The following is a 23322-nucleotide window of genomic DNA, read 5'->3' on the forward strand; positions in this document are numbered from 1 at the left end:
GGTGCGGTGGTGTCACGCGGTCGCGGCGCCCTTGCGGCGGCGCACGACGACGATGGCACCCGCGCCGGCGACGACCGCGGCACCGCCGACCAGGCCGATCATCGGCAGGGCGGAGCTGGAACCGGTCTCGGCGAGGCTGCCGTCGATCGGCTTGGCGCCGCCCTGCGGCTTGACGCCCTTGTCGACACCGGTCGGCTTCTCGCCGGTCGGCTTGGCATCGTCGACGTCGCCCGGCTCGGTGCCGGCCTTGAGCACGGTGAACTCGTAGTAGTCACCGTTGGTGTAGCAGGTGTGGTCCTTACCCGCGTAGACGGCCTCGCTCAGGGCGATGGCGGCACCGGCCGGCGCCGACGGAGCAACCTTCACCCGCAGCTCGAGCGTGGCGGTGGTGTCCTTCTCGAGCGTGTCGAGGACGGCGGCGAAGGAACCGCTGAAGTTCGTGTCGCCGAAGTTCTCCTGGTAGCCGCCGGTCCACTTGCCGTCTTCCTTGACCTGGATCTCGGCCAGGTTCTGGAACAGCGAGGAGTCGGCGTTCTTGTCGTCGGTGTACTCGGTGAACGCGTTGATCCAGACGTTCTTCAGGTCCTTCGTCGAGTTGTTCTCAACGGCGAACTTGAAGTTGTGCCAGCCGGAACCCGCGACGATCTTGCTCGGCAGACCGGAGATCGTGGCGGTGAGGTTGTTGTCGAGCTTGAAGTCCTCGCAGTCCTGGTACGGGTCCCAGTCGTCGCCGCCTCCTGCGGACGTGCTGGGCGACGGCGACGCTGAGGGCGATGCGGAGGTGCTGGCGGAGGCCGACGCGGACGCGGACGCGGACGCGCTGGCGGAGGCGGAAGGGGAGGACGAGGAGCTCTGGCCGTCGGCTGCCGGGGCCGAGGACGACGCGCTCTCCGTCGCCGACACGGAGGCACTCGACGAGGCGGAGTCGCTCGGAGTGGCCGACGCCGTGTCCGGGTCGTCCGTGGCGAAAGCCGCCGGCGCCGAGAGCAGCGCCAGCGGGCCTATCACTGCCGTAGCGGCCGCGATGGCCATGGCACGGCGAAGCTTCATGAAGACCTCAAGGAGTCCAGTGTGGTGGGCGCCGCGTGTGGGGCGCGGGTGTGGCCCTGGGTGCAGCAGGTTGGATCAGTGAAGCCTGTGAATGGTTGTGCCTTCTTCACGGCGCTTTTATGTGGGCTCCGTCACAGCAGGGGGCGACTTGTGGCCGTCGAGCCGTACGCCGTAGAACTGTGCCCCGTGCCTGACAAGCCCTCAGACGGCGAGACCTCCCGCGTCCCCGACGACGTGTGGGAGCAGTTCGTCCGCGACAGCGAACTCGACATCCGCGCCACCGCGCCCAAGGAGGCGTCGGCGGCCGCCCGCGGCGCGTCCGGCCTGCCCGAGGGGTGGCGCACCGGCCCCGCCAGGCGGGAGCTGGACGGCAGGGTCGCCCGCCGGCGACGGCTGTGGGCGGTTCTCGGCATACCCGTCGCGCTCGCCGTGGCCGTCGTCGCGATGAAGCCCTCGCTGCTGCCCGGCGACCCGTTCCACACCGCCGCGGCCGAGGCCGCCACCGCGCCCCCGCTGCCGCCGGAGACCGCGCGCCCGACCGCGCCGGAGTCCGCCGCCCCCGAGCGGCCCACCCTGGACCGTCCGTTCGCCGGGTCCCCGGCCGAGCGGTGGGCCGACGGCGAGGCGGGCATCGTCCCGCCCGCGGCCCGGGCCGTCGGCGTGCACTCCAAGGCCCAGGTGGCCAGGGCGCTGGAGCAGACCCGGACCCTGCTCGTCGACGGCAGCCTCGACCCGGCCACCTTGCGCGGTGAGCGGCCCGCCGAGGCGCTGTCCGTGCTCGACCCGCTCCAGCCCGGCCTGCTCACGGACCTGGAGACCGCGCTGCGCCGGCCGGACAAGGGCCATGACCCGGTGTCGATGTTCACCCGCTTCGACCCCCGTGAGGTCCGGCTGGTCGGGACGGTGGTCAAGACGCGCGGCCGGATGACCGTGGGACCCGGCGAGAAGGGCTCCGCCCGCATCCACGCGGACTACAGCTTCGTCTACCCGGTGGTCCGCACCGACGGCTCGACCGAGGTGACCCGCACCGTGGTCCGCCGCGTCCTCGACATCGACCTGCCCGACCCGGGCCGCTACCGGGTCACCCCCGGCAAGATCATGGTGAACCGCTACGACGAGGAGGCCGGCAACTCGGACTGCGACGCCGACGACGGCTATCTGCATCCGCAGTTCCCGTCGGCCGCACCCGGCGGCGCCGAGCCGACCGGCCCGGAGGTGGACCCGTACGACCGCAGCAAGGACCTGGACCCGCACCGGTCGGCGGGCTGCTGGACCGTGTCCCGGATCTGAGGGGGCGCGCACGACGGAAGGGCCCCGCGGGAGCTCGCCGCGGGGCCCTTCCTCGTCAGCACCGACGTCAGGGCAGCGCCGGTGCCTGGGGGAAGCGGCGCCGGGGGGTTGCGCCGCTGTTCCGGTCCTGTGGCCATGCCGGCCGGCACCGCATCGGTGCACGGCAATACGGGTGACAACGGGGGGACTTGGGCTCATCCGCATCGTGCTGGATGACGCGGGGCGCCCGCAACCGTTGGACCCGGCCCTTATGAAATTTTGCATATATCCAGGTTCCGTCGGCCGGCCCCGGGCGTCCCCGGGGCCGGCCGTTCTCTTGGGTGACCGGGCTGCTGTCCCCTGCCGTCCGGTCACTTTCCTGGAGCGAGGTCCCACGACGCACGGCACTCCGTGCGTCTCATCGCTCCAGTGAGCCACGCGTGGTTCTCTCGGGCCCGCCCCTGGCTGGCACGGACACCGGTACCAACGAAGCGGCCCGGGCCCGGTCACGCGCCGTACGGGTGAGAGCGGATGCGAACTCAGATACGACCCCGGCACAGTTCGAGCATCGTCATCGCGAGCGCGGTACCCGGCCTGCCGAGCGCGTCCCGGTAGTGGCCGAGGACCTCCATCTCGCGCGAGAGGTTCACCCGGCGGCCGCCGGAGGCGATCCGGGCCTCCTGGATCACCGCGGAGACGGCCATCCGTTCCTGGATCAGGCCGATGATCCGGTCGTCGAGCGCGTCGATGCGCTCCCGGGCGCCGCTGATCACATCGGCGGCCTCGGGGGTGTGCGCGCCGGTGACGTCGGTGGCGGTGGCGGTCATAGGGGGCTCCTCGTCGGACGGGGTGCCCCGGAGCGGCAAGATCCGGAAAACACAGGCGCCCCGGACCTTGTCGGCCCGGGGCGCCTGGGAAGTCGCTTGTCAGTTGCTCAAGCAGCACGACCATGGCAGCCGGCGGGCCGGGTGCCATAGGTAAACACGAAGGTCTGGTGCTGGAGCATGCGGCCAGTATGCCGTGCCCGGCAGGGCCGTCCAACACCGACCGGATGGTGAGATGCGCGACTGTCGGGCCCCTGCCGGGCAGCGGGGGGCGCCGACCGCGCCCACCTCGGTAGAATTGGCCAGCACAGAGACCCCGCCCGATCCGCCGGAAGGCTCCCGTGTCATCAGCGCCCCCCGCTGCCGCCGCCCCCGACACCGTTCTGGTCGTCGACTTCGGCGCGCAGTACGCCCAGCTCATCGCCCGTCGCGTCCGCGAGGCCCGGGTCTACAGCGAGATCGTCCCCGGCACCATGCCGGTGGCCGACATGCTCGCCAAGAACCCGGCGGCGATCATCCTTTCCGGCGGCCCCTCGTCCGTGTACGAGGAGGGCGCCCCCCGCCTGGGCCGTGAGCTCTTCGAAGCCGGCGTCCCCGTCTTCGGCATGTGCTACGGCTTCCAGCTGATGGCGCAGGTCCTCGGCGGCACCGTCGACAACAGCGGCGCCCGCGAGTACGGCCGGACGCTGCTGCACGTCTCCCGAAACTCCTCCACGCTCTTCGAGGGCACCCCGGGCGAGCAGTCGGTGTGGATGTCGCACGGCGACGCCTGCTCCGCCGCCCCCGAGGGCTTCACGGTGACGGCCTCCACGGACGTCGTCCCGGTCGCCGCCTTCGAGAACGACGACAAGAAGCTCTACGGCGTCCAGTACCACCCCGAGGTCATGCACTCCACGCACGGCCAGCAGGTGCTGGAGCACTTCCTGTACCGCGGCGCCGGTCTCGAGCCGAACTGGACCACCGGCAACGTCATCGACGAGCAGGTCGAGGCGATCCGTGAGCTGGTCGGCGACCGGCGCGCGATCTGCGGCCTGTCCGGCGGCGTCGACTCCGCGGTGGCCGCCGCCCTCGTGCAGAAGGCCATCGGTGACCAGCTGACCTGCGTCTACGTCGACCACGGCCTGATGCGCAAGGGCGAGACCGAGCAGGTCGAGAAGGACTTCGTCGCCGCGACCGGCGTCAAGCTGAAGGTCGTCGACGCCGAGGAGCGCTTCCTCACCGCGCTCAAGGGGGTCAGTGACCCCGAGGAGAAGCGGAAGATCATCGGCCGCGAGTTCATCCGCGTCTTCGAGCAGGCCCAGGCCGAGATCGTCGCCGACGAGGGCCCGGCCGTGGAGTTCCTGGTCCAGGGCACCCTGTACCCGGACGTGGTCGAGTCCGGCGGCGGCACCGGCACCGCCAACATCAAGTCGCACCACAACGTCGGCGGCCTGCCCGAGGACCTCGAGTTCAAGCTGATCGAGCCGCTGCGCAAGCTGTTCAAGGACGAGGTCCGCATGGTCGGCCAGGAGCTGGGCCTGCCGGAGGAGATCGTCCAGCGCCAGCCGTTCCCCGGCCCCGGCCTCGGCATCCGCATCGTCGGCGAGGTCACCAAGGAGCGCCTGGACCTGCTGCGCGACGCCGACGCCATCGCCCGCGAGGAGCTGACCGCGGCCGGCCTCGACCGCGACATCTGGCAGTGCCCGGTGGTCCTGCTCGCGGACGTCCGCTCGGTCGGCGTCCAGGGCGACGGCCGCACCTACGGCCACCCGATCGTGCTGCGTCCGGTGTCCTCCGAGGACGCCATGACCGCCGACTGGTCCCGGCTGCCGTACGACGTCCTCGCCAAGATCTCCACCCGGATCACCAACGAGGTGCGTGACGTCAACCGGGTCGTCCTCGACGTGACCTCCAAGCCGCCGGGGACCATCGAGTGGGAGTAGTCCCCGCTTGACAGCGCCTACGCGCGCTTGATCGTGCGCACGGGCTCACCGGGCTTCCAGACCTGGACGACGAGGTACTTCTCGTCCTCGACGTAGGTCCGCACGACCTCGGTCAGCTCGGCACGGAAGAGGTGGAACGGCTGCGGCGGTTCCACCTCTTTCGTGTAGGCGGACTTCTGCGGCCCGTCCGGCACCTCGTAGGCCCGCCCGCTGATCCGCACGTCTCCGCCGGCCATCGCGGTGCCCTCACCGGGGTTCGCCTGGAGCGCGAAACGCGGGTCGCGGTGCAGGTCGCGTGCCTTGAGCGAGCCGTGCATCATGCCCAGCCACAGCTCGCCGTGCCGGAAGTCGACCTCCAGCCCGGAGGTGCGCGGCGAACCGTCCCTGCGCAGGGTGACGAGGACGTGGTGCGTGAACGTGCGGAAGCGTTCCTCGACGGTCTTGGCGAGATCCGGCTCGGCGGTGGTGAAGACACCCCAGTCTGTTGTCATGCGGCGAGTCTGGCATCTAAAGGCGACATCTTCTGTCGTATTTCGGCTAGGACTGTTCTCCTTGGCTGACCGGCGGTAACTTCCCGCCGTACAGCAACCGAGTGCCGGAGGAAGAATGCCCGGGCCCACTGAGCCCCCACCCCTGCCCACCGACCGGCTGCGGTTCGCGATGCCGCCCAAGCACGGGTCCGTCGAGGACGAGCGCCGGTACCGCAAGGAGCGGCTGGCGGGAGCGCTGCGGATCTTCGGCCGGCTCGGCTACGAGGACGGCGTCTCCGGGCACATCACCGCACGCGACCCCGAATACAGCGACTGCTTCTGGGTCAACCCCTTCGGCCTGTCCTTCCGCCACGTCACCGTCGGCGACCTGGTGCTCGCCAACTCCGACGGCCAGGTGATCGAGGGCCGCTACCACGTCAACCAGGCCGCCTTCACCGTCCACGCCCAGGTGCACGCGGCCCGCCCGGACGTCGTCGCCGTCGCCCACTGCCACTCCCTGCACGGGCGCGCGCTCGCGGCACTCGGCGAACTCATCGACCCCCTCACCCAGGAGAGCTGCGCCTTCTACGAGGACCACGCCCTGTACGACTCCTACACCGGCGTCGCCGTCGACGCCGACGAGGGCCGTCGTATCGCCGCCGCGCTCGACACCCACAAGGCGCTCGTGCTGCGCAACCACGGGCTGCTGACCGTGGGAGACTCCGTGGACGCCGCCGCCTGGTGGTTCGTGACGATGGAGCGGTCCTGCCAGGTCCAGCTCGCCGCCAGGGCCGCCGGACGGCCCGTCCTCATCGATCACAAACTGGCGACCGCGACCCGCGAACAGCTCGGCGGCGACCTCGTCGCCTGGATCAACTACCAGCCGATGTGGCAGGACATCACCCGCAGCGAGCCGGATCTGCTCGAATGACGCCTCTCGCCGGGTCAACACGGTGAGGGCGGTTTCACCCTTGCTGACCAGACCTGGCACCGCGGAGCGTGTCGCGTAGGGCACAATGCGCTGTCGCCGCGGGGGAGTCGTCCGTCGGCGGCCGGCAGGCCGACCCAGGCCGCCGGTCAACAGGGTCGTGGTGGGGAAGGCAGGCTCGACGTGGCGGTGCAGGAGGCGAGAGGCGGCGCGCCGGCGGCCGCGCACGAGGGCGGCTGCTCCTGCGGGGACTGCCCGCACGGGGCCCGCGAGGGACATCGGCGCGCGGTCGCGGCGTTCCTGAGCAGACGGGACGAGTTCGCCGCCGGGCAGGGGCTGCCGGCGGCCGTGGCGCATTCGGCGTCGGCGTCCCGGCAGTGGGTCTCCGAGGAACTCACCCAGTCCGCCGCCGCCGTCGCCGAGCGCGGCCGCGCCGAGGGCGAGGCCTGGCTGACCGGGCTGTGGCGCCGCAGCGTGGGCACGGTGTGGGCGGCGGTCGTCGCCCTGCTGCTGGTGCAGTCCCTGACCGCGATCGGCGCGGGCTGGAGCACCGCCCGCACGGCCGGGCTGCTCGCGGCCGTGGTCGTCTCCGGTGTCCTGACGGCGGCTGCCTGGTTCCACCGCGCGCGCGGTGGCGTCCTGGCCCCGGTGATCGGCGAGGACAACCGGCTGTCCACCTCGCGCGCGGTGGCCGCCTGCTGGGTGCTGTTCGTGGCCTACGTCGTCCTCGTGCTGGCCGGGCGGCTGGCCGCGGCCTCCGGGCACCGGGAACGGGACGCCCTGATCGCCGGCCTCGGGCTCGCCCGGGGCGCGGGCGTGGTGACGGTGCTCGCCGTGGCGTGCGGGATCGCCGTGCTGGTGCGGCGCGTGGTGGGCCTGCGGGTGCTGGGGCAGCGGCTGCAGAAGGTCCGTGCGGACCGGCCGCGCGCCGCCGACCTGCTCACCGACGACTCCGGCCGGGGCGCCTTCACCGACCTCCAGTACGTCGCGATCAGCGCGGTCGCCCTGGTGTTCGCGGCGGTACGGCTGGCCCGGCGGCCCGACCGGCTGCCCGACCTGCCGTGGGGTCTGGCGGTGGTGGTGCTGGTGTCGGCGGCGACCTATGTGGCCGGCAAGTACGCCGAGGGCGGCCGGCCCGTGATCCTCTCCGTCGTGCGGGCCCGGGAGGCCGGCGACCTGGACGGGCCGATCCGGCAGGGCGACGACATCGAGATCCGCGGCGCGGGATTCGTCCCGCCCGGCGCGCAGGGCGCCGACCGGCTGTCCCGGATGACGGTCCGCATCGGGGCCGTCCATGTGCACGTACCGCTGATCCCGGTCACCGGCGGCTTCAGCAACCCCACGGACACCGCTCTGACCGTGCCGGTCCCGGCGGACGTCGAACCCGGGCGTGTCGAGGTGCAGGTGGTCACCGCGGCGGGCGCGGAGACCAACCGCTACACGATCGACGTGACCGAGTGAAGTGCCCTTGCCCGAGAGCCCTTCGCCGGGATTGAGCCGATCGCCGCTTCCGTACGTATCGTCGGGTGACGGCACCCGGGCGGGCGAGAGGCGGCTGGCAATGATGACTCACAGCATGCGCACGGAAACGCACATCCCCCACCTCGACCGTGGCGCCGGCCTGCGGGAGACCGCCGCCCGCTACGCCCTGCTCCCGCTGCGCCTCTTCCTCGGCGTCACCTTCATCTACGCCGGTCTCGACAAGCTCACGGACAGCGCCTTCATGCAGGCCTCCGGAGCGGGCTCCATCGGCGACACCATGCGCGCCGCACACGGCACGGCGGCCATACCGGCGCTGGTCGACCTGGCCCTGAAGAGCCCCGTGGGCTTCGGCTACGCCATCGCCCTCGGTGAACTCGCCGTCGGCATCGGCGTCCTGCTCGGCTTCCTGGGCCGCCTCGCCGCCCTCGGCGGCGCCCTGATCTCCCTGAGCCTGTGGCTCACGGTGTCCTGGGCGACCAGCCCCTACTACTACGGCAACGACCTGGCCTACCTGATGGCCTGGCTCCCGCTCGTCCTGGCCGGCACCCCCCTGTTCTCGGTCGACGCGATGCTGCGGCGCCGGCGCCGGGAGGGCGGATACCGGTAGGGGAGCCCGGGCCCCCGGGCCGGCCCCCGCGTCAGCCCCCGCCGCGGCGGCGCAGCGCGTGGGTGACCACCCCGGCCGCTCCCGCCAGACACAGGCCCCCGACGACCAGGGGGATCGCGGTGAACCACGGGATCCGCCACAGGCCGGCCGCGTCACCCGCGTACAGGATCCCGGCGACGGTGAGGGCGAGGCCGGCGACCAGCCGGCCGGGCTGGAACTCATGACGCAGCACGGGCCACCTCCACCTGGCCGATGCCGACCTGGAGATCCAGGTCCAGCAAACCGGCGTTCGTGCCGCCGCCGGCCGGTCTCAGAGTCACCTGCTGGTGCCGGTCCGGCTGCACGTCCACGTCCTTCGCATCGTCACCCGGCAACCGGATGTCGCCCACCCCCACTTCGATGTCCGCCCTCACCCTCACGTCCGGCGGCACGATCACCCGCACCCGGCCCACGCCCACGTCGGCCAGCGTGGTGACCGTCCGGCCCGGGGGCACGTCGAGCCGGGACAGGTCCAGCGTGCCGACGCCCGTGCCGACGTGGTACTTCGGCCGGACGTCCGTCATCGCGGCCGGCCGCCATGTCGTGTGGATCCACTGCGTGCCGATGTCGTGCGGCAGCGCCGCGGACGCCGTGAGCAGCGCCGCCGTGACGATCGACCAGAAGACCGAGCCCGCCCCCGTACGCCCGAGGAACGCGCTGACGGCGATGCCGAGGCCGAACACGGTCAGCGCCCCGGCCAGCCCCACCTGCAGGCTCATGCCGAGCGGATGGTCCTGCCAGGTCAGCCCCGTACCGAGGCCGCCCGCGGCCAGGGCCAGCAGGAAGACCCAGCCGCCGATCCAGCGCGGACCGCGCGCCACCGGCCGGTCCGCGCCCGACGGTGCCGCCGTGCGCTCGGCGGGCACGCCCCGGCTGATGGCGACGGCCGCCGCGATGTCCCGGTCACGGGGGTCGCCCGGACCCCACAGATACCCCGTGCCGCCGACATGGGTGCCGTCCTTGACGATGGGGTCGCGCCACCAGGACGGATAGCCCGCCGCGGCCGGCGGCGCCTGGGCCTCCGGCGGCGCGTCCGCCACGGCCTGCGCGGCGAGCGGATCCGGGCCCGGCAGGTCCCGCCGCTGCTGCCAGTACCCGGCGCCGGCCAGCAGCAGGGAGAGGACGACGGCGAAGGCCAGCACCCCGCCGTTGCGCAGCATCGACAGGAACACCCCGCAGCCGACCAGCGCGAACAGCACGGCCGCGAGCGCCTGCCCGTCCACCCGCCCGGTGAGGAGCTTGCGGACCTCGTTCTCGTCCTCGTCGTCGTACGGAACGAACAGCCAGACGAAGCCGTAGAAGATCAGACCGACGCCGCCCGCCGCGGCCAGCACCGCGAGCGTGATCCGGAAGATCACCGGGTCCATGTCGCACCGCCGTCCCAGCCCGGCGCACACCCCGGCGATCGTCCGGTGCCGGCGGTCGCGGCGGAAGAGGTGCGGGCCGTCGGCCGTGCCGGTGCCCGGCTGCCCGGACCCCGCCGCCGCGCCCGGGACGGACGCGGCACCCTCCTCGGGCACCCCGTCCGCTGCGTGCTGGTGATCGGTCATGCGTCCATGGTGACGGGCGGGCCGGCCCGGCGGCAGTCGGGACGACCCTGGCCGGACCCTGATATCGCCCCTGACACCCGGCGATGTCGCCCCTGACACCCGGTGCCCTCACCGCCCACCGGCCCGGCGCGAAGATCAGGGGCGTCTCGGGGGCCGACCCTGATGCTCCGGCCCGGCCGCCATGTGACCATCGATGGCATGCCGGAAGCCGCAGCAGCGCCCCTCGACGAACCGCGGCCGCCGCGCAAGCTCTACCGCAGCAGCGACGGACGCTGGCTGGGTGGCGTGGCGCGGGGGCTCGCCGGGCACCTCGGGCTGCCCGTGATCTGGGTCCGCCTGGTCTTCGTGGGCCTGTTCATGGCGGACGGCCTGGGCGCCCTGCTGTACGCGGCGTTCTGGTTCTTCGTGCCGCTGGGCGTCGGCGGCGTCGACGCGCCGAAGCCGCCGTCCCTGGTGAGTACCGAGGTCTCCCCCGACGGCCGGCGCAGACTCGTCACCCGCAGACCGGACCGCGGCCAGATCGTCGCCCTGCTCCTCATGGTCGTCGTCGCGCTGATCTTCGTCAGCAGCGTCAACATCGGCAACGGCGCCAAGGCCTATCTGCTCCCGGCGGTGCTCGTCGCCGCCGGTGTCGCCCTGGTGTGGCGGCAGGCGGACAACGCCCGCCGGGCCCGCTGGGTCGAGGTGGGCCGCCGCAAGCGCACCCTGTCACTGCTGCGGGCCGTCGGCGGTGTCCTGCTGGTGACGGCCGGCGTGTCCGGCATCTTCGTCCTGCAGGGCTCCGCCGCCCACCTCGGCTCGGTGCTGCAGGCCGCGCTCGCCGTCCTCGTCGGCATCACGCTGCTGGCCGGCCCGTATCTGGTGCGCATGACGCAGGACCTGTCCGAGGAGCGCCTGATGCGCATCCGCGCCCAGGAGCGCGCCGAGGTCGCCGCCCACGTCCACGACTCGGTGCTGCACACCCTCACCCTGATCCAGCGCAACGCCGACAACGCGGGCGAGGTGCGCCGCCTGGCCCGCGCGCAGGAACGCGACCTGCGCACGTGGCTGTACAAGCCGGAGGGCACCGGCAAGGACGAGGCCGACGAGCCGGCCTCCCTCGCCGAGGCGGTCAAGCGCAACGCCGCCGAGGTCGAGGACAAGCACGGCGTGGCCATCGAGGTGGTCGTCGTCGGCGACTGCCCGCTCGACGAACGGACCACCGCGCAGATGCAGGCCGCGAGGGAAGCGATGGTGAACGCCGCCAAGTACGGTGGCGAGGGCGGCCCGGTGCAGGTCTTCGCCGAAGTCGAGGGCAGGAGGGTGTTCGTGTCCGTGCGGGACCGGGGCCCCGGCTTCGACCCCGACGCGATACCCGCCGACCGCATGGGCGTGAGAGAGTCGATCATCGGCCGGATGGAGCGCAACGGCGGCACGGCGCGGCTGCGCGCGGTGCCGGGCGGCGGCACCGAGGTCGAGCTGGAGATGGAGAGGGCGGAGAAGACGTCATGAGCGACCCGACCGAGGCGAACGGTACGACGGAGGCCGGCGGCACGGGCGAGCGCCGGGTGCGCGTGGTCCTCGTCGACGACCACCGCATGTTCCGCACCGGCGTGCAGGCCGAGATCGGCCGGACCGAGGAGACGGGCGTCGAGGTCGTCGGCGAGGCCGCGGACGTCGACCAGGCGGTCACGGTGATCACCGCGACCCGGCCCGAGGTGGTCCTGCTCGATGTGCATCTGCCGGGCGGCGGCGGGGTCGAAGTGCTGCGCCGCTGTGCCCCGTTGGCAGCCGATGCCGAGCGGCCCGTCCGCTTCCTCGCGCTGTCCGTGTCGGACGCGGCGGAGGACGTGATCGGCGTGATCCGCGGCGGCGCCCGCGGCTACGTCACCAAGACCATCACCGGCACCGACCTGGTCGACTCGATCTTCCGCGTCCAGGAGGGCGACGCGGTGTTCTCCCCGCGCCTGGCCGGGTTCGTCCTGGACGCCTTCGCCTCCACCGACGCCCCGCCGGTCGACGAGGACCTGGACCGTCTCACGCAGCGCGAGCGCGAGGTGCTGCGGCTGATCGCCCGCGGCTACGCGTACAAGGAGATCGCCAAGCAGCTGTTCATCTCGGTGAAGACGGTCGAGTCGCATGTCTCGGCGGTGCTGCGCAAGCTCCAGCTGTCCAACCGCCATGAGCTGACCCGCTGGGCCACGGCCCGCCGCCTGGTCTGAGAGGGCAGGCGCCTGGTCCGGGACGGTAGGCGCCTGGTCCGTGACGGCAGCCGCCTGGTCCGGGACGGCAGCCGCCTGGTCCGGGACGGCAGGTGCCGGCCGGGGGCTCACACCACCCGCGTCGCCCCCGCGAACGGCATCTGGTCGATGGGGGCGAGACGCACCGGGGCCGACGGGTTGGGGGCGTGGATCATCTGCCCGTTGCCCACGTACATGCCGACGTGGCTGATACCGGAGTAGAAGAACACCAGGTCGCCGGGGAGCAGTTCGGAGCGGGAGACGCGGCGGCCGGCGCCGATCTGCGCGTACGTCGTGCGGGGCAGGGAGACCCCGGCGGAGCGGTAGGCGGCCTGCACCAGGCCCGAACAGTCGAAGGCGTCCGGGCCGGTCGCGCCCCACACATACGGGCTGCCCAGCTTGCTGTACGCGTAGGCGACGGCGGCCGCCGCACGCGCGTCGGGCGCCTGCGCGGCCGCCGATCCGGGCGCGGTCAGCTCGTCGCGCGACGCGGTGCTCGCGGCGCGTGAGGCGCGGTTCGCGCCGGAGGCGCCGGCGGGCAGGTCCGCGGCGATCCGCTGCCGCTCCTTCGCGGTCAGCCGGGACAGCAGCCGGCGGGCCTGGTCCAGCTTGCTGGTGATGGTCTGCTTCTGCTGTCTCAGCTCGGCCTGACGGGAGTGCAGCGAGGTCAGCTCCACGCGCGCGGCGCCCCGCAGCTGCTCGATCTCCCGCAGCTCGCCCCGGACCCGGGTGACGGCCTGCGCCTGCCGGTCGCCCGCCCGCTCGGCGAAGGCGGCGCCCTCGAGATACTGCTCCGGGTTGTCGGACAGGGCCAGCTGCACCGCGGGGTCCAGACCGCCGCTGCGGTACTGCGCGCTGGCGACGGCCCCTAGGGCGTCCCGGGCCTCGTTCAGCCGCTGCTGCTTGCGGGCCGTCTCGTCCTGCAGGTCCTTCAGCCGGCGCCCGGCCGCCCCCGCCTCCTCCTTCGCGCCGTTGTACTTCTCGGTGGCCACCTCGGCCTCCTGGTACAGCTTGTCGACCTGCGCCTTGACCTGGGCCGGAGTCGGGTCCGGTGCGGCCTGGCCGGTGCCGTCGAACGCCGTGGCCGTCGCCGCGCCCGCGAGGGCGACCGTGAGCGCCGTACGGGCCGTGTGGCCGCCGAGCGAGCGCTGTCGATGCTTGCGGTGTGCTGCCACGGGGACTGCACGTCCTTTCCTGTGACGCCGGCGGCCGCCTCGGTGCCGGCCGCGCCGGGGGTGCGTGCCCGGTGGCGTCCCGACAGGGGAACGGGGCGCCACCGGGCTCTTTCGGCGGGATGACCGACGGCCGTCCCTGGCCCGGACGGCGGTGGGAGTCGGTCACCTGGGGGAGGACGCTAAACCGGTAAGTGACGCGAAGGTGACGGTGTGTACGGAAATGACGCGAGTGGATCGCGAGGCGACCGTATGTGACCGTGATCCCGTTCCCGTGACGCCGACTTCACACAGAGCGCCGACCGAAGGGCGAAATCCCCGCACGGGAGGGGCGCCGGACTGCTACGGAACGCCGCTGGCTAGGCTCCGGCCCCATGGACGTACTCATCCATCTCTTCGTCGGCCTGCACATCATCGGCATCGCCTCGCTCCTGGGCGGCTTCCTCACCCAGATGAAGGCGATGGGCCGGGGCACCGCCCGGTTCGTCCCGGCGATGCTGCACGGCGCGCTGACGATGCTGGTCACCGGCGTCGTCCTGGTCGGCCTCAACCAGGCCGACGACCACACCGTCAACACCGTCAAGATCGGCGTGAAGCTGGCGCTGCTGATCGTCATCCTCGGCCTGGTCTACGTCAAGCGCGACGACGAGAAGGTGGACAAGCCCCTGTTCGGCCTGGTCGGCCTGCTGACCATGGCGAACATCTTCATCGCGGTGCTGTGGACCTGAGCGCGTCCCGGGCCGAGAGGGCGGCGCCCGCGGCCACGGCCAGCCACGCGGCCACCGCGAGCCACAGCAGCGCCTGACCCGGGTCCAGCAGCCACGACACGTCGACCGCGGCGGCGACGGACAGCGTCGCCGCCGCCGTCATGCCGAGCGGGAAGACAGTGGCCCAGCGGCGCGTGTCGTACGTGAGCCGGGGCCGCGCCACCTCGGCGACCACCAGCACCACGTACCAGGCCAGGTCCAGCACCAGCAGCGCGACGGTCGCGAAACGCAGGACGCCGCGGTCGTCGTCGTTCCACAGGTACAGCCGCGCGCTGTCCGCGGTCAGCAGCTTCGCCCCGGCCAGCGCGGAGATCGCCAGCGCGCCGCCCGCCACCCAGTGGTCGCCGGGCCCCTCCAGCACCTGCCGTGGATCGAAGCGGGTCAGGGCGATGCCGTAGAGCACCAGGCCGAGCCCGAACAGCACCAGCGCGGCGTGCGCCGGCCAGGCCGTCGCCAGGGCGCCCGCGAGGACGGCGGCCAGCACGGCGAGCCCCTGCGTGGCCACGCACGCGAGGAACACCGCCCCCGGCATCCGCGGCTGCCAGTTCCGTACGACCGTGACGATCAGCACCGGCCACAGCACCGCCGCCAGGGCCAGCAGCGCCTCGGCGAGCGTGGTCCACCCCAGCAGCACGAACCCGGCGCCCAGCACCGTCGTCGCGGCCACCGAGGTCAGCGCCCCGGGAGTCTGCGCCTCGCTCACCCACCGGGGCCGGTCCGTCAGCAGCCGTACGCAGAACTCGGCGGCCAGAGCCAGCCAGAAGGCGCAGGCCGCGGCCAGCCAGATCCGGGACAGCAGCTCGTACCCGGTCAGGCGCAGCCCGACCGAGATGATGCCGGTCGCCATCACGGCGGCCCCGGCCGCCGGGGTGCGCCGCGACCACCACGCGCGCAACGGGGACGGGGAACCGGACGAGGCGCGCCGGCGCGAGGAAACGGACATGCGCCGATGCTATGAACCCCCACCGCGCGCCGGGCACGGGGCACGCGCACCGGCTGCCCCAATCCGTCAGGCCGGGCGTACGCGCGCGTGGGGCGGGAGGGTGGCGGTACGCGCGCGTGGGGCGCGGGGGTGGCGGTACGGGCGCGTGGAGCGGGAGGGTGGCGGGCGGGCGCAGGGGTGGCGGTACGCGCGTGTGGGGCGTCAGGCCGGGCGGACGACGCTGTGGATGGCCGACTCGCCGTCGTAGTAGATGGACTCCTCGCGCACATAGGCGCCGGGCTTGGGGGCGTGGATCATCATGCCGCCGCCGATGTAGACGCCGACGTGGCTGATGTCGCCGTAGAAGAAGACCAGGTCGCCCGGCCGGGCCTGGGACAGCGGGACGGTCGGGCCGGCGTTCACCTGGTCGTAGGTGGTGCGCGGCAGGTCCACGCCCGCGGCCTTCCAGGCGGCCTGGGTCAGGCCGGAGCAGTCGTAGGAGCCGGGGCCGGTCGCGCCCCACACGTACGGCTTGCCGATCTGCGCGCGGGCGAAGGCGAGCGCCATGTCGGCCCGCGAGCCGGTGCTCGTGCCGCCGGTGCCGGTTCCGGAACCGGCACCCGTGCCCGTGCTCGTGCCGCCGGTCGGGGAGCCGCCGCCGTCGTGCTGTCCGGCCTGCTGTTCCTGCTGGGCCGCCTGCTGCCGGGCCAGCTCCGCCGCCTTGCGCGCGGCCTCCTCCTGCTTGTGCCGCTCGATCGCCGCGAGCCGCGCCTTCTCCTCGGCGGTCAGCTTCGACAGCAGCTCACGCGCGTCGGCGAGCTTCTTCTGGACGGTGGCCTTGGCGGTGCGCAGATCGTTCTGCGAGTCGGTGAGCGTGCGCAGGCCGTCGGTGGCCTCGCGGCGCTGCCTCATCGTCTCCGACTGCTCGGTGACGTAGTCGTCGACCGCCTCCTTCTGGTGGCTGGTCAGCCGGTCCATCAGGTGGCTCTGGTCGAAGTACTGCTGCGGGGAGTCGGCGAGCAGGAAGGTCGCCGTGGCGGGCAGGGAGGTGCCGCCCGTGCGGTACTGGGCGGCGGCGTAGGAGCCCAGCTGGTCGCGCGCCTCGTTGAGCTTCTCGGTGCGCCGGGCGACGTCGTCCATCAGGGAGTCGACACGGGTGCGCTGCTTGGCGGTGCGCTCCTTGGCCGCGTTGTACTTGTCGGTCGCGGACTCCGCCTGCCGGTAGAGGTCGCCGACCTTCTTCTCGACCTCCTCGAGGCTGGGCTTGCCGTCCGCGGGGACGGCGTCGGCCGTCTGGGACAGGAGGGCCACGGAGGTGAGGGCGGCCGTGGCCAGGGCGGGGGTCCGTATGCCGGCGAGGGTCCCCGTGGGACGCGACTTGCGGTGCGACGCCAAGGGAGGCGACTCCTTCCAAGCGGCCGCCTACCGGGTCGGCGAGGGGGAGGACCTCCCAGGCCCCTGAAGGGTCTGGGGGAGGGCTCGCTGTGCGGGCGCACCGGACTGGGCGGAGGCCGCGCGGCCCGGCGACGTTCGCCGGTGGAGGTCGTACGGCCTGGGCGGCACCGTAGCCAACTCGTGTGCCTGCTGTGAAGGTTGGTGCGTGATATGCCCGATACATTTCCGTGACCATCGCGTAGTGTCGCCGGCCGGTGATGGACGGTGATGTGTGATGTTTCCCGGACGGGCCCGGGTTGTCAGTGGGGCGCCCTAGACTCGTAGAGCGATGAGCAGCCTCTTTGACGACAGCTTCCTGGCGGACCTCCAGGCCCCTCGGGCCCACGCGGAGGGACCCCCGCCGCCGCCCGAGGACGATCACGCTCCGGAAGCGCTTCCGGACGATCTGTTCGGCGGGAAGTTCGACGCGCCCCCGCCGGACCGGGACCCGTACTACCGCGACGGCGCCCCGCGCCCCGTGCTCGACTCCGCCGCGCTGCTGGAAGGGCTGAACGACAACCAGCGCGCCGCCGTCGTGCACTCCGGCTCCCCGCTGCTCATCGTCGCCGGCGCCGGCTCCGGCAAGACCCGCGTGCTCACCCACCGCATCGCCCACCTGCTCGCCGAGCGGGACGTCCACCCGGGCCAGATCCTCGCGATCACCTTCACCAACAAGGCCGCGGGCGAGATGAAGGAGCGCGTCGAGCAGCTCGTCGGCCCGCGCGCCAACGCGATGTGGGTGATGACCTTCCACAGCGCGTGCGTGCGCATCCTGCGCCGGGAGTCCAAGAAGCTCGGCTTCACGTCGTCCTTCTCGATCTACGACGCCGCCGACTCCAAGCGCCTGATGGCCCTGGTCTGCCGCGACCTGGAGCTCGACCCCAAGCGCTTCCCGCCGAAGTCCTTCAGCGCCAAGATCAGCAACCTGAAGAACGAGCTGATCGACGAGGAGGACTTCGCCGCCCAGGCCGCCGACGGCTTCGAGAAGACCCTCGCCCAGGCCTACGCCCTGTACCAGTCGCGGCTGCGCGAGGCCAACGCCCTCGACTTCGACGACCTGATCATGACGACGGTCAACCTGCTGCGCGCCTTCCCCGACGTCGCCGAGCACTACCGCCGCCGCTTCCGGCACGTCCTGGTCGACGAGTACCAGGACACCAACCACGCCCAGTACGCGCTGGTTCGTGAGCTGGTCGGCACCGGTGACCACGACGAGGACACCCCGCCCAGCGAGTACGACCTGCCGCCCGCCGAACTGTGCGTGGTGGGCGACGCCGACCAGTCGATCTACGCCTTCCGCGGCGCGACGATCCGCAACATCCTCCAGTTCGAGGAGGACTACCCGAACGCGACGACGATCCTGCTGGAGCAGAACTACCGCTCCACGCAGACCATCCTGTCCGCCGCCAACGCGGTCATCGAGCGCAACGAGTCCCGCCGCCCGAAGAACCTGTGGACCAACGCCGGCCAGGGCGCCCGCATCGCCGGCTACGTCGCCGACACCGAGCACGACGAGGCCCAGTTCGTCGCCGACGAGATAGACCGTCTGGTCGACGCGGGCGAGACCAAGGCCGGCGACGTCGCCGTCTTCTACCGCACCAACGCGCAGTCCCGTGTCTTCGAAGAGGTGTTCATCCGCGTCGGCCTGCCCTACAAGGTCGTCGGCGGCGTCCGCTTCTACGAGCGCAAGGAAGTCCGGGACGTCCTCGCCTACCTGCGCGTCCTCGCCAACCCCGAGGACTCCGTCCCGCTGCGGCGCATCCTCAATGTGCCCAAGCGCGGCATCGGCGACCGTGCGGAGGCGATGATCGACGCCCTCTCCCAGCGCGAGAAGATCAGCTTCCCGCAGGCGCTGAAGCGGGTCGACGAGGCGTACGGCATGGCCGCGCGCTCCACGAACGCCGTCAAGCGGTTCAACACGCTGATGGAGGACCTGCGGACGATCGTGGAGTCCGGCGCGGGACCGGCCACCGTCCTCGAGGCGGTCCTCGAACGCACCGGCTACCTCGCCGAGTTGCAGGCCTCCACCGACCCGCAGGACGAGACCCGGATCGAGAACCTCCAGGAACTCGCCGCCGTGGCCCTGGAGTTCGAGCAGGAGCGCGGGGAGGGCGAGCCGGTGGGGCTCTCCGACTTCCTGGAGCAGGTCGCCCTGGTCGCCGACTCCGACCAGATCCCGGACGAGGAGGACGGCTCGGGCGTCATCACGCTGATGACCCTGCACACCGCCAAGGGCCTGGAGTTCCCGGTCGTCTTCCTCACCGGCATGGAGGACGGCGTCTTCCCGCACATGCGGGCCCTCGGCCAGACCAAGGAGCTGGAGGAGGAGCGCCGCCTGGCCTACGTCGGCATCACCCGCGCCCGTGAGCGGCTGTATCTCACCCGGTCGGCGATGCGCAGCGCGTGGGGACAGCCGTCGTACAACCCGCCGTCGCGGTTCCTGGAGGAGATTCCGCCGCAGCACGTCGAGTGGAAGCGCACGGGCGGGTCCGCGCCCGTCTCCTCCGGGCCGGCCTCGGGGATCGCCGCCTCGCTGTCGTCGTCCCGCTCGCGTTCCTCGGCCGCCGGCGCGTCCGGGTTCGCCACGCGGCGCGCCGGGGACAAGCCGGTGGTCTCGCTGGCGGTCGGGGACCGGGTCACCCATGACCAGTTCGGGCTCGGCAGTGTGGTCGAGGTCAGGGGCACCGGCGACAAGGCCGAGGCGACCGTCGACTTCGGAGACGGCAAGCCGAAGCGGCTGCTGCTGCGGTACGCGCCGGTGGAGAAGCTGTAACAACGGGACCGTACCGGGGGCTTCGGCCCCCGGGCGGGCTCAGGTCGGGTCGAGGCCGTGGCTGCGCAGCCACGGCAGCGGGTTGATCGCCGCGCCGCCGCCCGGCCGTACCTCGAAGTGCAGGTGCGGCCCGGTGGAGTTGCCCGAGTTGCCGGAGTACGCGATCGGCTGTCCGGCCTTGACGCTCGTGCCGGAGGAGACGCGGTAGCTGGAGAGGTGGCAGTACCAGGTCTCCGTGCCGTCCGGCGCGGTCAGGATCAGCATGTTGCCGTAGGCGCTGTTCCACTGCGTGCGTACGACGCCGTCGGTCGCGGCCATCACGGTGGTGCCGTACGAGACGGGGAAGTCGATGCCGGTGTGCACCGACATCCAGTTGATGCCGGCCTGGCCGAAGTAGGCGCTCAGCCCGTGCTGGAGGACCGGCAGCATGAACTTGGGGCGCATGCGCTCCTTGCGCTCCGCCTCCTGCGCCGCCTTCTTGCGTTCCTGTTCCTGCTGCGCCTTGAGGTCGATGCGCTCCTGCGTCCGGCTGGCCCGGTCGGCGAAGTCGTCGGCGCCGGCGGACAGGCTCGCGAGCTGGGTGTCCAGCTTGTTGTTGGCGGCGGACGGTTTCACCGCGTGCGCGTCCGAGGCGGAGGCGGTGGTGTCCGTGCCGTCGTCACCGCTCAGCGCGCTGACGGAGGCGGCGGCGATCCCGGCGACACCCATCACACACGCCGACGGTACGGCGATGGTCAGCAGCGCCGACCGCTTGGCGGGCGTACGGCGACGGGAGCCGGACGCGCCCCGGGCCGCCGCACGGGACGACGGCAGAGGCGCGACGTCCTCCTGCTCCTCCAGCAGCGTGGCGGAGGCCGGGTCGACGGCGGGCAGCTCACCGGTGGAGGTCGACTCGCCCTCGTCACGCCCGGGTTCCTCGTAGGAGACCTGGTCGAAGGCAGCGGTGGCGGCGGCGTTGTTGGCGTTGTTGTTGGCGTTGGCGTGCTCTTCGAAGGAGGCCGTGGCCTGCTGGTCGAAAGCTTCCTGCGGGTGCTCGTAGCCGCCGGTCGTGTCGGCGGTGCCGCCGCTGTTCCACTGCGTGGCGTCGTACACGCCGGTGTCGAAGCTCTGCGTGCCCCAGTCCCACTGCTGCGTGGCGTCGGCGGTGGACTGGTCGGGGTGGAGCCAGGCGGACGAATCCCACTGACCGGAGACGTCGGCGGGTGTGGCCTGCGGCGGGATGGCCGACAGCTGCTGGTGGTCGGTCGTCCAGGCGGTCGTGTCATAGGCGCCGGTGTCATAAGCACCCGTGTCGTAGGCGCCCGTGTCATAGGCGGTGTGGTGCTGGGCCGCGTACGGGTCCTGGTGCACCGTCCCGTGGCCGCCGGTGGCCCACTGGCCGGTGTCGTAGCCGCCGTCGCCGTCGTCGGGGAGGGTGCCGAAGAGCGGGTCGGTCGCGAACGTGCCGGTGCTGTGCGCGCCGTCGGAATAACCGCTCGCGTCATACCCGTTGGGCGTGGTGAAGTTGCCGTACGGGGCGTCCTGCCCGCCGTACGACGCGTACTGCGCCGAGGGGGCGTCGGAAGCCGGAGCCGGGGTGGTCATGGTCCCCGACGGGTGACGGTCGTTCACCAACTTCTCTTTCGCCTCGACAACAGGGGCTGCCAGAGCAGTGCGGCGACTGTACCCGGCAGTACGCGGGCACGACAATCTTCGTCAGGTTTCATGCGCGCAGGAAACGGGCATTCGGCCGTCTTTTGGCCGTCCCAGACGCGGGCTTGGCCCTGCGTTCGACGACTGTTCGACCGACGGTCACCGTCGAGGGGGTTGCCGACTCCTCCCGGGCCGTTCCGGAACGCGGTGGTCCGGTCACTGGAGGTGACCGGAGGGCCGGGTTCGGTCGGCGATCCCGCGACGTCAGGCCAGGCTCAGGCCACGGTCAGGCCGCCCGCGTGCGTGCCGGTGTCGACTCCCGGCAGCTCCGCGTCGAGGGCCTGGCGTATGCCGGCTGCCACGGCCGGGTGAACCGGCAGGGCCAGATGGCCGATCCCCGTCACCCGGACGTTGTGCGCCAGCAGGTCGGGGTGGTCGACGCAGGCGGTCTCCAGCGGGTCCATCAGATGGTCCAGATCGCTCCAGAAGCTCACGAAGTGCGTACGGCAGCCGGGCGCCGGCTGAGCCAGCTCCTCCAGCACCGGCGAGCCGGGCCGCATCTGGCGCACGATCGGATGGGCGTTGGCCAGCGGCGCCACCCGGGTGCCGGAATGCGGTGTACCCAGCGTGACCAGCGTGCGCACCCGGTGGTCGCCGCCCAGTCGCTGCACGTAGTACCGCGCGATCAGGCCGCCGAGGCTGTGCCCGACCACATCCACCCGCTCACTGCCCGTGCGCTCGCATATCTCCTCGATGTGCCGCCCGAGCAGTTCGGCCGCGATGCGGATGTCGCAGGTCAGCGGCGAGTAGTTCAGCGACTCGACGCGCTGCCTGCCGTGCTGGGCGAGATTGCGGCGCAGCAGCACGAACACGGACCGGTTGTCGATGAAGCCGTGCAGCAGCACCACGGGCGGATGGTCGGGAGTCGGCAGGCGGGCCGGGTCGGGGCTGTCCGTGGCCACCTCGTCGGTGAGCCCGGGCTTGATGGCGGTGCCGGCGCCGCGTCCGCGGGCGGGCGGCGCCGGCAGGGGGCGGCTGCGGCGCTCCTGGACGATGCCGGAGGGGTACAGCAGGAGGTGGCCCGTGAGGATCGCGAACTCCAGGGCGGTCGCCTTCAGCAGGGCCGCCGAGAGCCCGGCCAGCCTGCTCGGCAGGAGGCGCTGACAGAGGGGGAGAAAGGGATAGAGGACCCTGGTGACCGTCATGGCCGACCTCCTGTCGGCACCTGGGGGACTTCTCTGTCTCCCCTGTGCCCTCGTGGGAAGCCGGGGCCGAGGCCGTCGACGGCGCGTCCTGCGGCGTCTGCGATGTGCTCCTGTGTCGATACGCCGTGCGCTCGCGTCGCGTGGCCTGCGACGCGGTGACACGGCGACCTCGTAGCGGCTCCCGTGGCGCGTGTTCCTTCTGGGGTACGAGTGCCCCGGAAGTGTCCGGCGCATGGCTCGCGGATTCCGGGAACCCTGCGCGATGAACGTGTCCCACTGTGTGATTTCCCCCTCGCTGCCCTCCGCGAAACGGTTGCTTGCGGGATGCTGGCGATAACGTTCGTTCACTTTCCCGGCCGGTGTGGGTACCGCAGTCCTTGTCGGCAGGGATGGATGCAGTCGCTTCATGGAGGCAGTGATGGGTGTGGCAGCCGGTCCGATCCGCGTCGTGGTGGCGAAGCCGGGGCTCGACGGCCACGATCGCGGGGCCAAGGTCATCGCGCGTGCGCTGCGCGACGCGGGCATGGAGGTGATCTACACCGGGCTCCACCAGACCCCGGAGCAGATCGTCGACACCGCGATCCAGGAGGACGCCGACGCGATCGGGCTGTCCATCCTCTCCGGTGCGCACAACACGCTCTTCGCAGCGGTGATCGACCTGCTCAAGCAGCGCGACGCCGAGGACATCCTGGTCTTCGGCGGCGGGATCATCCCGGAGGGCGACATCCCGCCACTGAAGGAGAAGGGCGTCGCGGAGATCTTCACCCCGGGCGCGACGACGCAGTCCATCGTGGACTGGGTACGCGCGAACGTACGGCAGCCTGCCGAGGCCTGAGACGCGACGCGGTCGGCCGGGGCCCACGGGGGTGGGCCGCCGGGGGCCGGCGGTGCGTGGGGGTCGTCGTGGGCCGGCGGTGCGTGGGGTGCGTCGTGGGCCGGCGGTGCGTGAGGTGTGCCGTGACCGACCGGTGCCCGGGGTGCGCCGTCGGCGTGGGGCGCTCGCGTGGTGGTGCGGCAGGCCAGGGGGCGGATGGCGTTCCGGTCGGCCGGGGCGTGT

Annotated in this window: 20 protein-coding genes; 10 read left to right on the plus strand and 10 right to left on the minus strand. The window is 72.3% G+C overall.

Annotation, left to right across the window (positions count from 1 at the left end; translation table 11 throughout):
* Window positions 1–12 precede the first annotated feature (12 nt).
* Window positions 13–1050, minus strand: a complete 1038-nt coding sequence (locus tag AC0B9F_RS21995; RefSeq protein WP_472005082.1) for an LAETG motif-containing sortase-dependent surface protein — start codon at window positions 1048–1050, stop codon at window positions 13–15.
* Window positions 1051–1236: 186 nt separating this feature from the next.
* Between AC0B9F_RS21995 and AC0B9F_RS22000 the strand changes: the two genes are divergently transcribed.
* A complete protein-coding gene (locus AC0B9F_RS22000; RefSeq protein ID WP_472005084.1) occupies window positions 1237–2340 on the plus strand; it encodes a hypothetical protein in 1104 nt (367 codons plus the stop codon).
* 518 nt (window positions 2341–2858) lie between these two features.
* Here the strand turns inward: AC0B9F_RS22000 and AC0B9F_RS22005 are convergent.
* Window positions 2859–3146: a chorismate mutase gene (locus AC0B9F_RS22005; RefSeq protein ID WP_472005085.1), complete on the minus strand. Its 288-nt coding sequence runs from the start codon at window positions 3144–3146 to the stop codon at window positions 2859–2861.
* Window positions 3147–3484: 338 nt separating this feature from the next.
* On the opposite strand from AC0B9F_RS22005, the gene guaA reads away from it, so the two are divergent.
* Window positions 3485–5065, plus strand: a complete 1581-nt coding sequence (gene guaA / locus AC0B9F_RS22010) for a glutamine-hydrolyzing GMP synthase (RefSeq protein ID WP_472005086.1) — start codon at window positions 3485–3487, stop codon at window positions 5063–5065.
* Window positions 5066–5082: 17 nt separating this feature from the next.
* Here guaA and AC0B9F_RS22015 read toward each other — a convergent pair whose 3' ends face one another.
* Window positions 5083–5556: a pyridoxamine 5'-phosphate oxidase family protein gene (locus tag AC0B9F_RS22015; protein WP_472005087.1), complete on the minus strand. Its 474-nt coding sequence runs from the start codon at window positions 5554–5556 to the stop codon at window positions 5083–5085.
* Window positions 5557–5671: 115 nt separating this feature from the next.
* On the opposite strand from AC0B9F_RS22015, the gene AC0B9F_RS22020 reads away from it, so the two are divergent.
* The 3 genes from AC0B9F_RS22020 (at window position 5672) to AC0B9F_RS22030 (ending at window position 8552) form a co-directional block, all read left to right on the plus strand.
* Entirely contained in the window at window positions 5672–6466 is a 795-nt protein-coding gene (locus tag AC0B9F_RS22020; protein WP_472005088.1) for a class II aldolase/adducin family protein, read from the plus strand.
* Window positions 6467–6646: 180 nt separating this feature from the next.
* Complete coding sequence (locus AC0B9F_RS22025; RefSeq protein WP_472005089.1) at window positions 6647–7924, plus strand: hypothetical protein; 1278 nt, start codon at window positions 6647–6649, stop codon at window positions 7922–7924.
* A 103-nt stretch (window positions 7925–8027) separates the two neighbouring features.
* The gene (locus AC0B9F_RS22030) at window positions 8028–8552 is read left to right on the plus strand and encodes a DoxX family protein (protein WP_472005091.1); all 525 of its coding nucleotides are present in this window, start codon (window positions 8028–8030) and stop codon (window positions 8550–8552) included.
* Window positions 8553–8583: 31 nt separating this feature from the next.
* On the opposite strand, the gene AC0B9F_RS22035 is transcribed toward AC0B9F_RS22030, so the two are convergent.
* A complete protein-coding gene (locus AC0B9F_RS22035) occupies window positions 8584–8784 on the minus strand; it encodes a hypothetical protein (protein ID WP_472005093.1) in 201 nt (66 codons plus the stop codon).
* The gene (locus AC0B9F_RS22040; protein ID WP_472005095.1) at window positions 8771–10141 is read right to left on the minus strand and encodes a PspC domain-containing protein; all 1371 of its coding nucleotides are present in this window, start codon (window positions 10139–10141) and stop codon (window positions 8771–8773) included. The genes AC0B9F_RS22035 and AC0B9F_RS22040 overlap by 14 nt, the downstream gene beginning before the upstream one ends.
* 198 nt (window positions 10142–10339) lie before the next feature.
* On the opposite strand from AC0B9F_RS22040, the gene AC0B9F_RS22045 reads away from it, so the two are divergent.
* Together AC0B9F_RS22045 and AC0B9F_RS22050 are read left to right on the plus strand one after the other, a co-directional pair.
* A complete protein-coding gene (locus tag AC0B9F_RS22045) occupies window positions 10340–11632 on the plus strand; it encodes an ATP-binding protein (RefSeq protein ID WP_472005097.1) in 1293 nt (430 codons plus the stop codon).
* Window positions 11629–12342, plus strand: coding sequence for a LuxR C-terminal-related transcriptional regulator (locus tag AC0B9F_RS22050; RefSeq protein WP_472005099.1), 714 nt, complete (start codon window positions 11629–11631; stop codon window positions 12340–12342). The genes AC0B9F_RS22045 and AC0B9F_RS22050 overlap by 4 nt, the downstream gene beginning before the upstream one ends.
* A 107-nt stretch (window positions 12343–12449) precedes the next feature.
* On the opposite strand, the gene AC0B9F_RS22055 is transcribed toward AC0B9F_RS22050, so the two are convergent.
* Complete coding sequence (locus tag AC0B9F_RS22055; RefSeq protein WP_472005101.1) at window positions 12450–13535, minus strand: C40 family peptidase; 1086 nt, start codon at window positions 13533–13535, stop codon at window positions 12450–12452.
* Between the two features lie 371 nt (window positions 13536–13906).
* Between AC0B9F_RS22055 and AC0B9F_RS22060 the strand changes: the two genes are divergently transcribed.
* Window positions 13907–14260 (plus strand): hypothetical protein, encoded by a 354-nt coding sequence (locus AC0B9F_RS22060; RefSeq protein WP_472005103.1) that lies wholly within the window; start codon window positions 13907–13909, stop codon window positions 14258–14260.
* Here AC0B9F_RS22060 and AC0B9F_RS22065 read toward each other — a convergent pair.
* Both AC0B9F_RS22065 and AC0B9F_RS22070 read right to left on the minus strand, forming a co-directional pair.
* Complete coding sequence (locus AC0B9F_RS22065) at window positions 14238–15242, minus strand: tellurite resistance/C4-dicarboxylate transporter family protein (protein ID WP_472005105.1); 1005 nt, start codon at window positions 15240–15242, stop codon at window positions 14238–14240. The genes AC0B9F_RS22060 and AC0B9F_RS22065 overlap by 23 nt on opposite strands.
* Before the next feature lie 201 nt (window positions 15243–15443).
* Window positions 15444–16616 (minus strand): C40 family peptidase, encoded by a 1173-nt coding sequence (locus tag AC0B9F_RS22070; protein WP_472005107.1) that lies wholly within the window; start codon window positions 16614–16616, stop codon window positions 15444–15446.
* 328 nt (window positions 16617–16944) lie between these two features.
* Here AC0B9F_RS22070 and pcrA point away from each other — a divergent pair, with 328 nt between their 5' ends.
* Window positions 16945–19428: a DNA helicase PcrA gene (gene pcrA, locus AC0B9F_RS22075; protein WP_472005109.1), complete on the plus strand. Its 2484-nt coding sequence runs from the start codon at window positions 16945–16947 to the stop codon at window positions 19426–19428.
* A gap of 39 nt (window positions 19429–19467) precedes the next feature.
* Here the strand turns inward: pcrA and AC0B9F_RS22080 are convergent, their stop codons facing one another.
* Together AC0B9F_RS22080 and AC0B9F_RS22085 are read right to left on the minus strand one after the other, a co-directional pair.
* The gene (locus AC0B9F_RS22080) at window positions 19468–21039 is read right to left on the minus strand and encodes a M23 family metallopeptidase (protein ID WP_472005111.1); all 1572 of its coding nucleotides are present in this window, start codon (window positions 21037–21039) and stop codon (window positions 19468–19470) included.
* A 296-nt stretch (window positions 21040–21335) separates the two neighbouring features.
* Entirely contained in the window at window positions 21336–22265 is a 930-nt protein-coding gene (locus tag AC0B9F_RS22085) for an esterase/lipase family protein (protein ID WP_472005112.1), read from the minus strand.
* Window positions 22266–22683: 418 nt separating this feature from the next.
* On the opposite strand from AC0B9F_RS22085, the gene AC0B9F_RS22090 reads away from it, so the two are divergent.
* A complete protein-coding gene (locus AC0B9F_RS22090) occupies window positions 22684–23100 on the plus strand; it encodes a cobalamin B12-binding domain-containing protein (protein WP_472005114.1) in 417 nt (138 codons plus the stop codon).
* Window positions 23101–23322: the final 222 nt, after the last annotated feature.

The organism is Streptomyces sp. NPDC097129, from assembly GCF_055668065.1.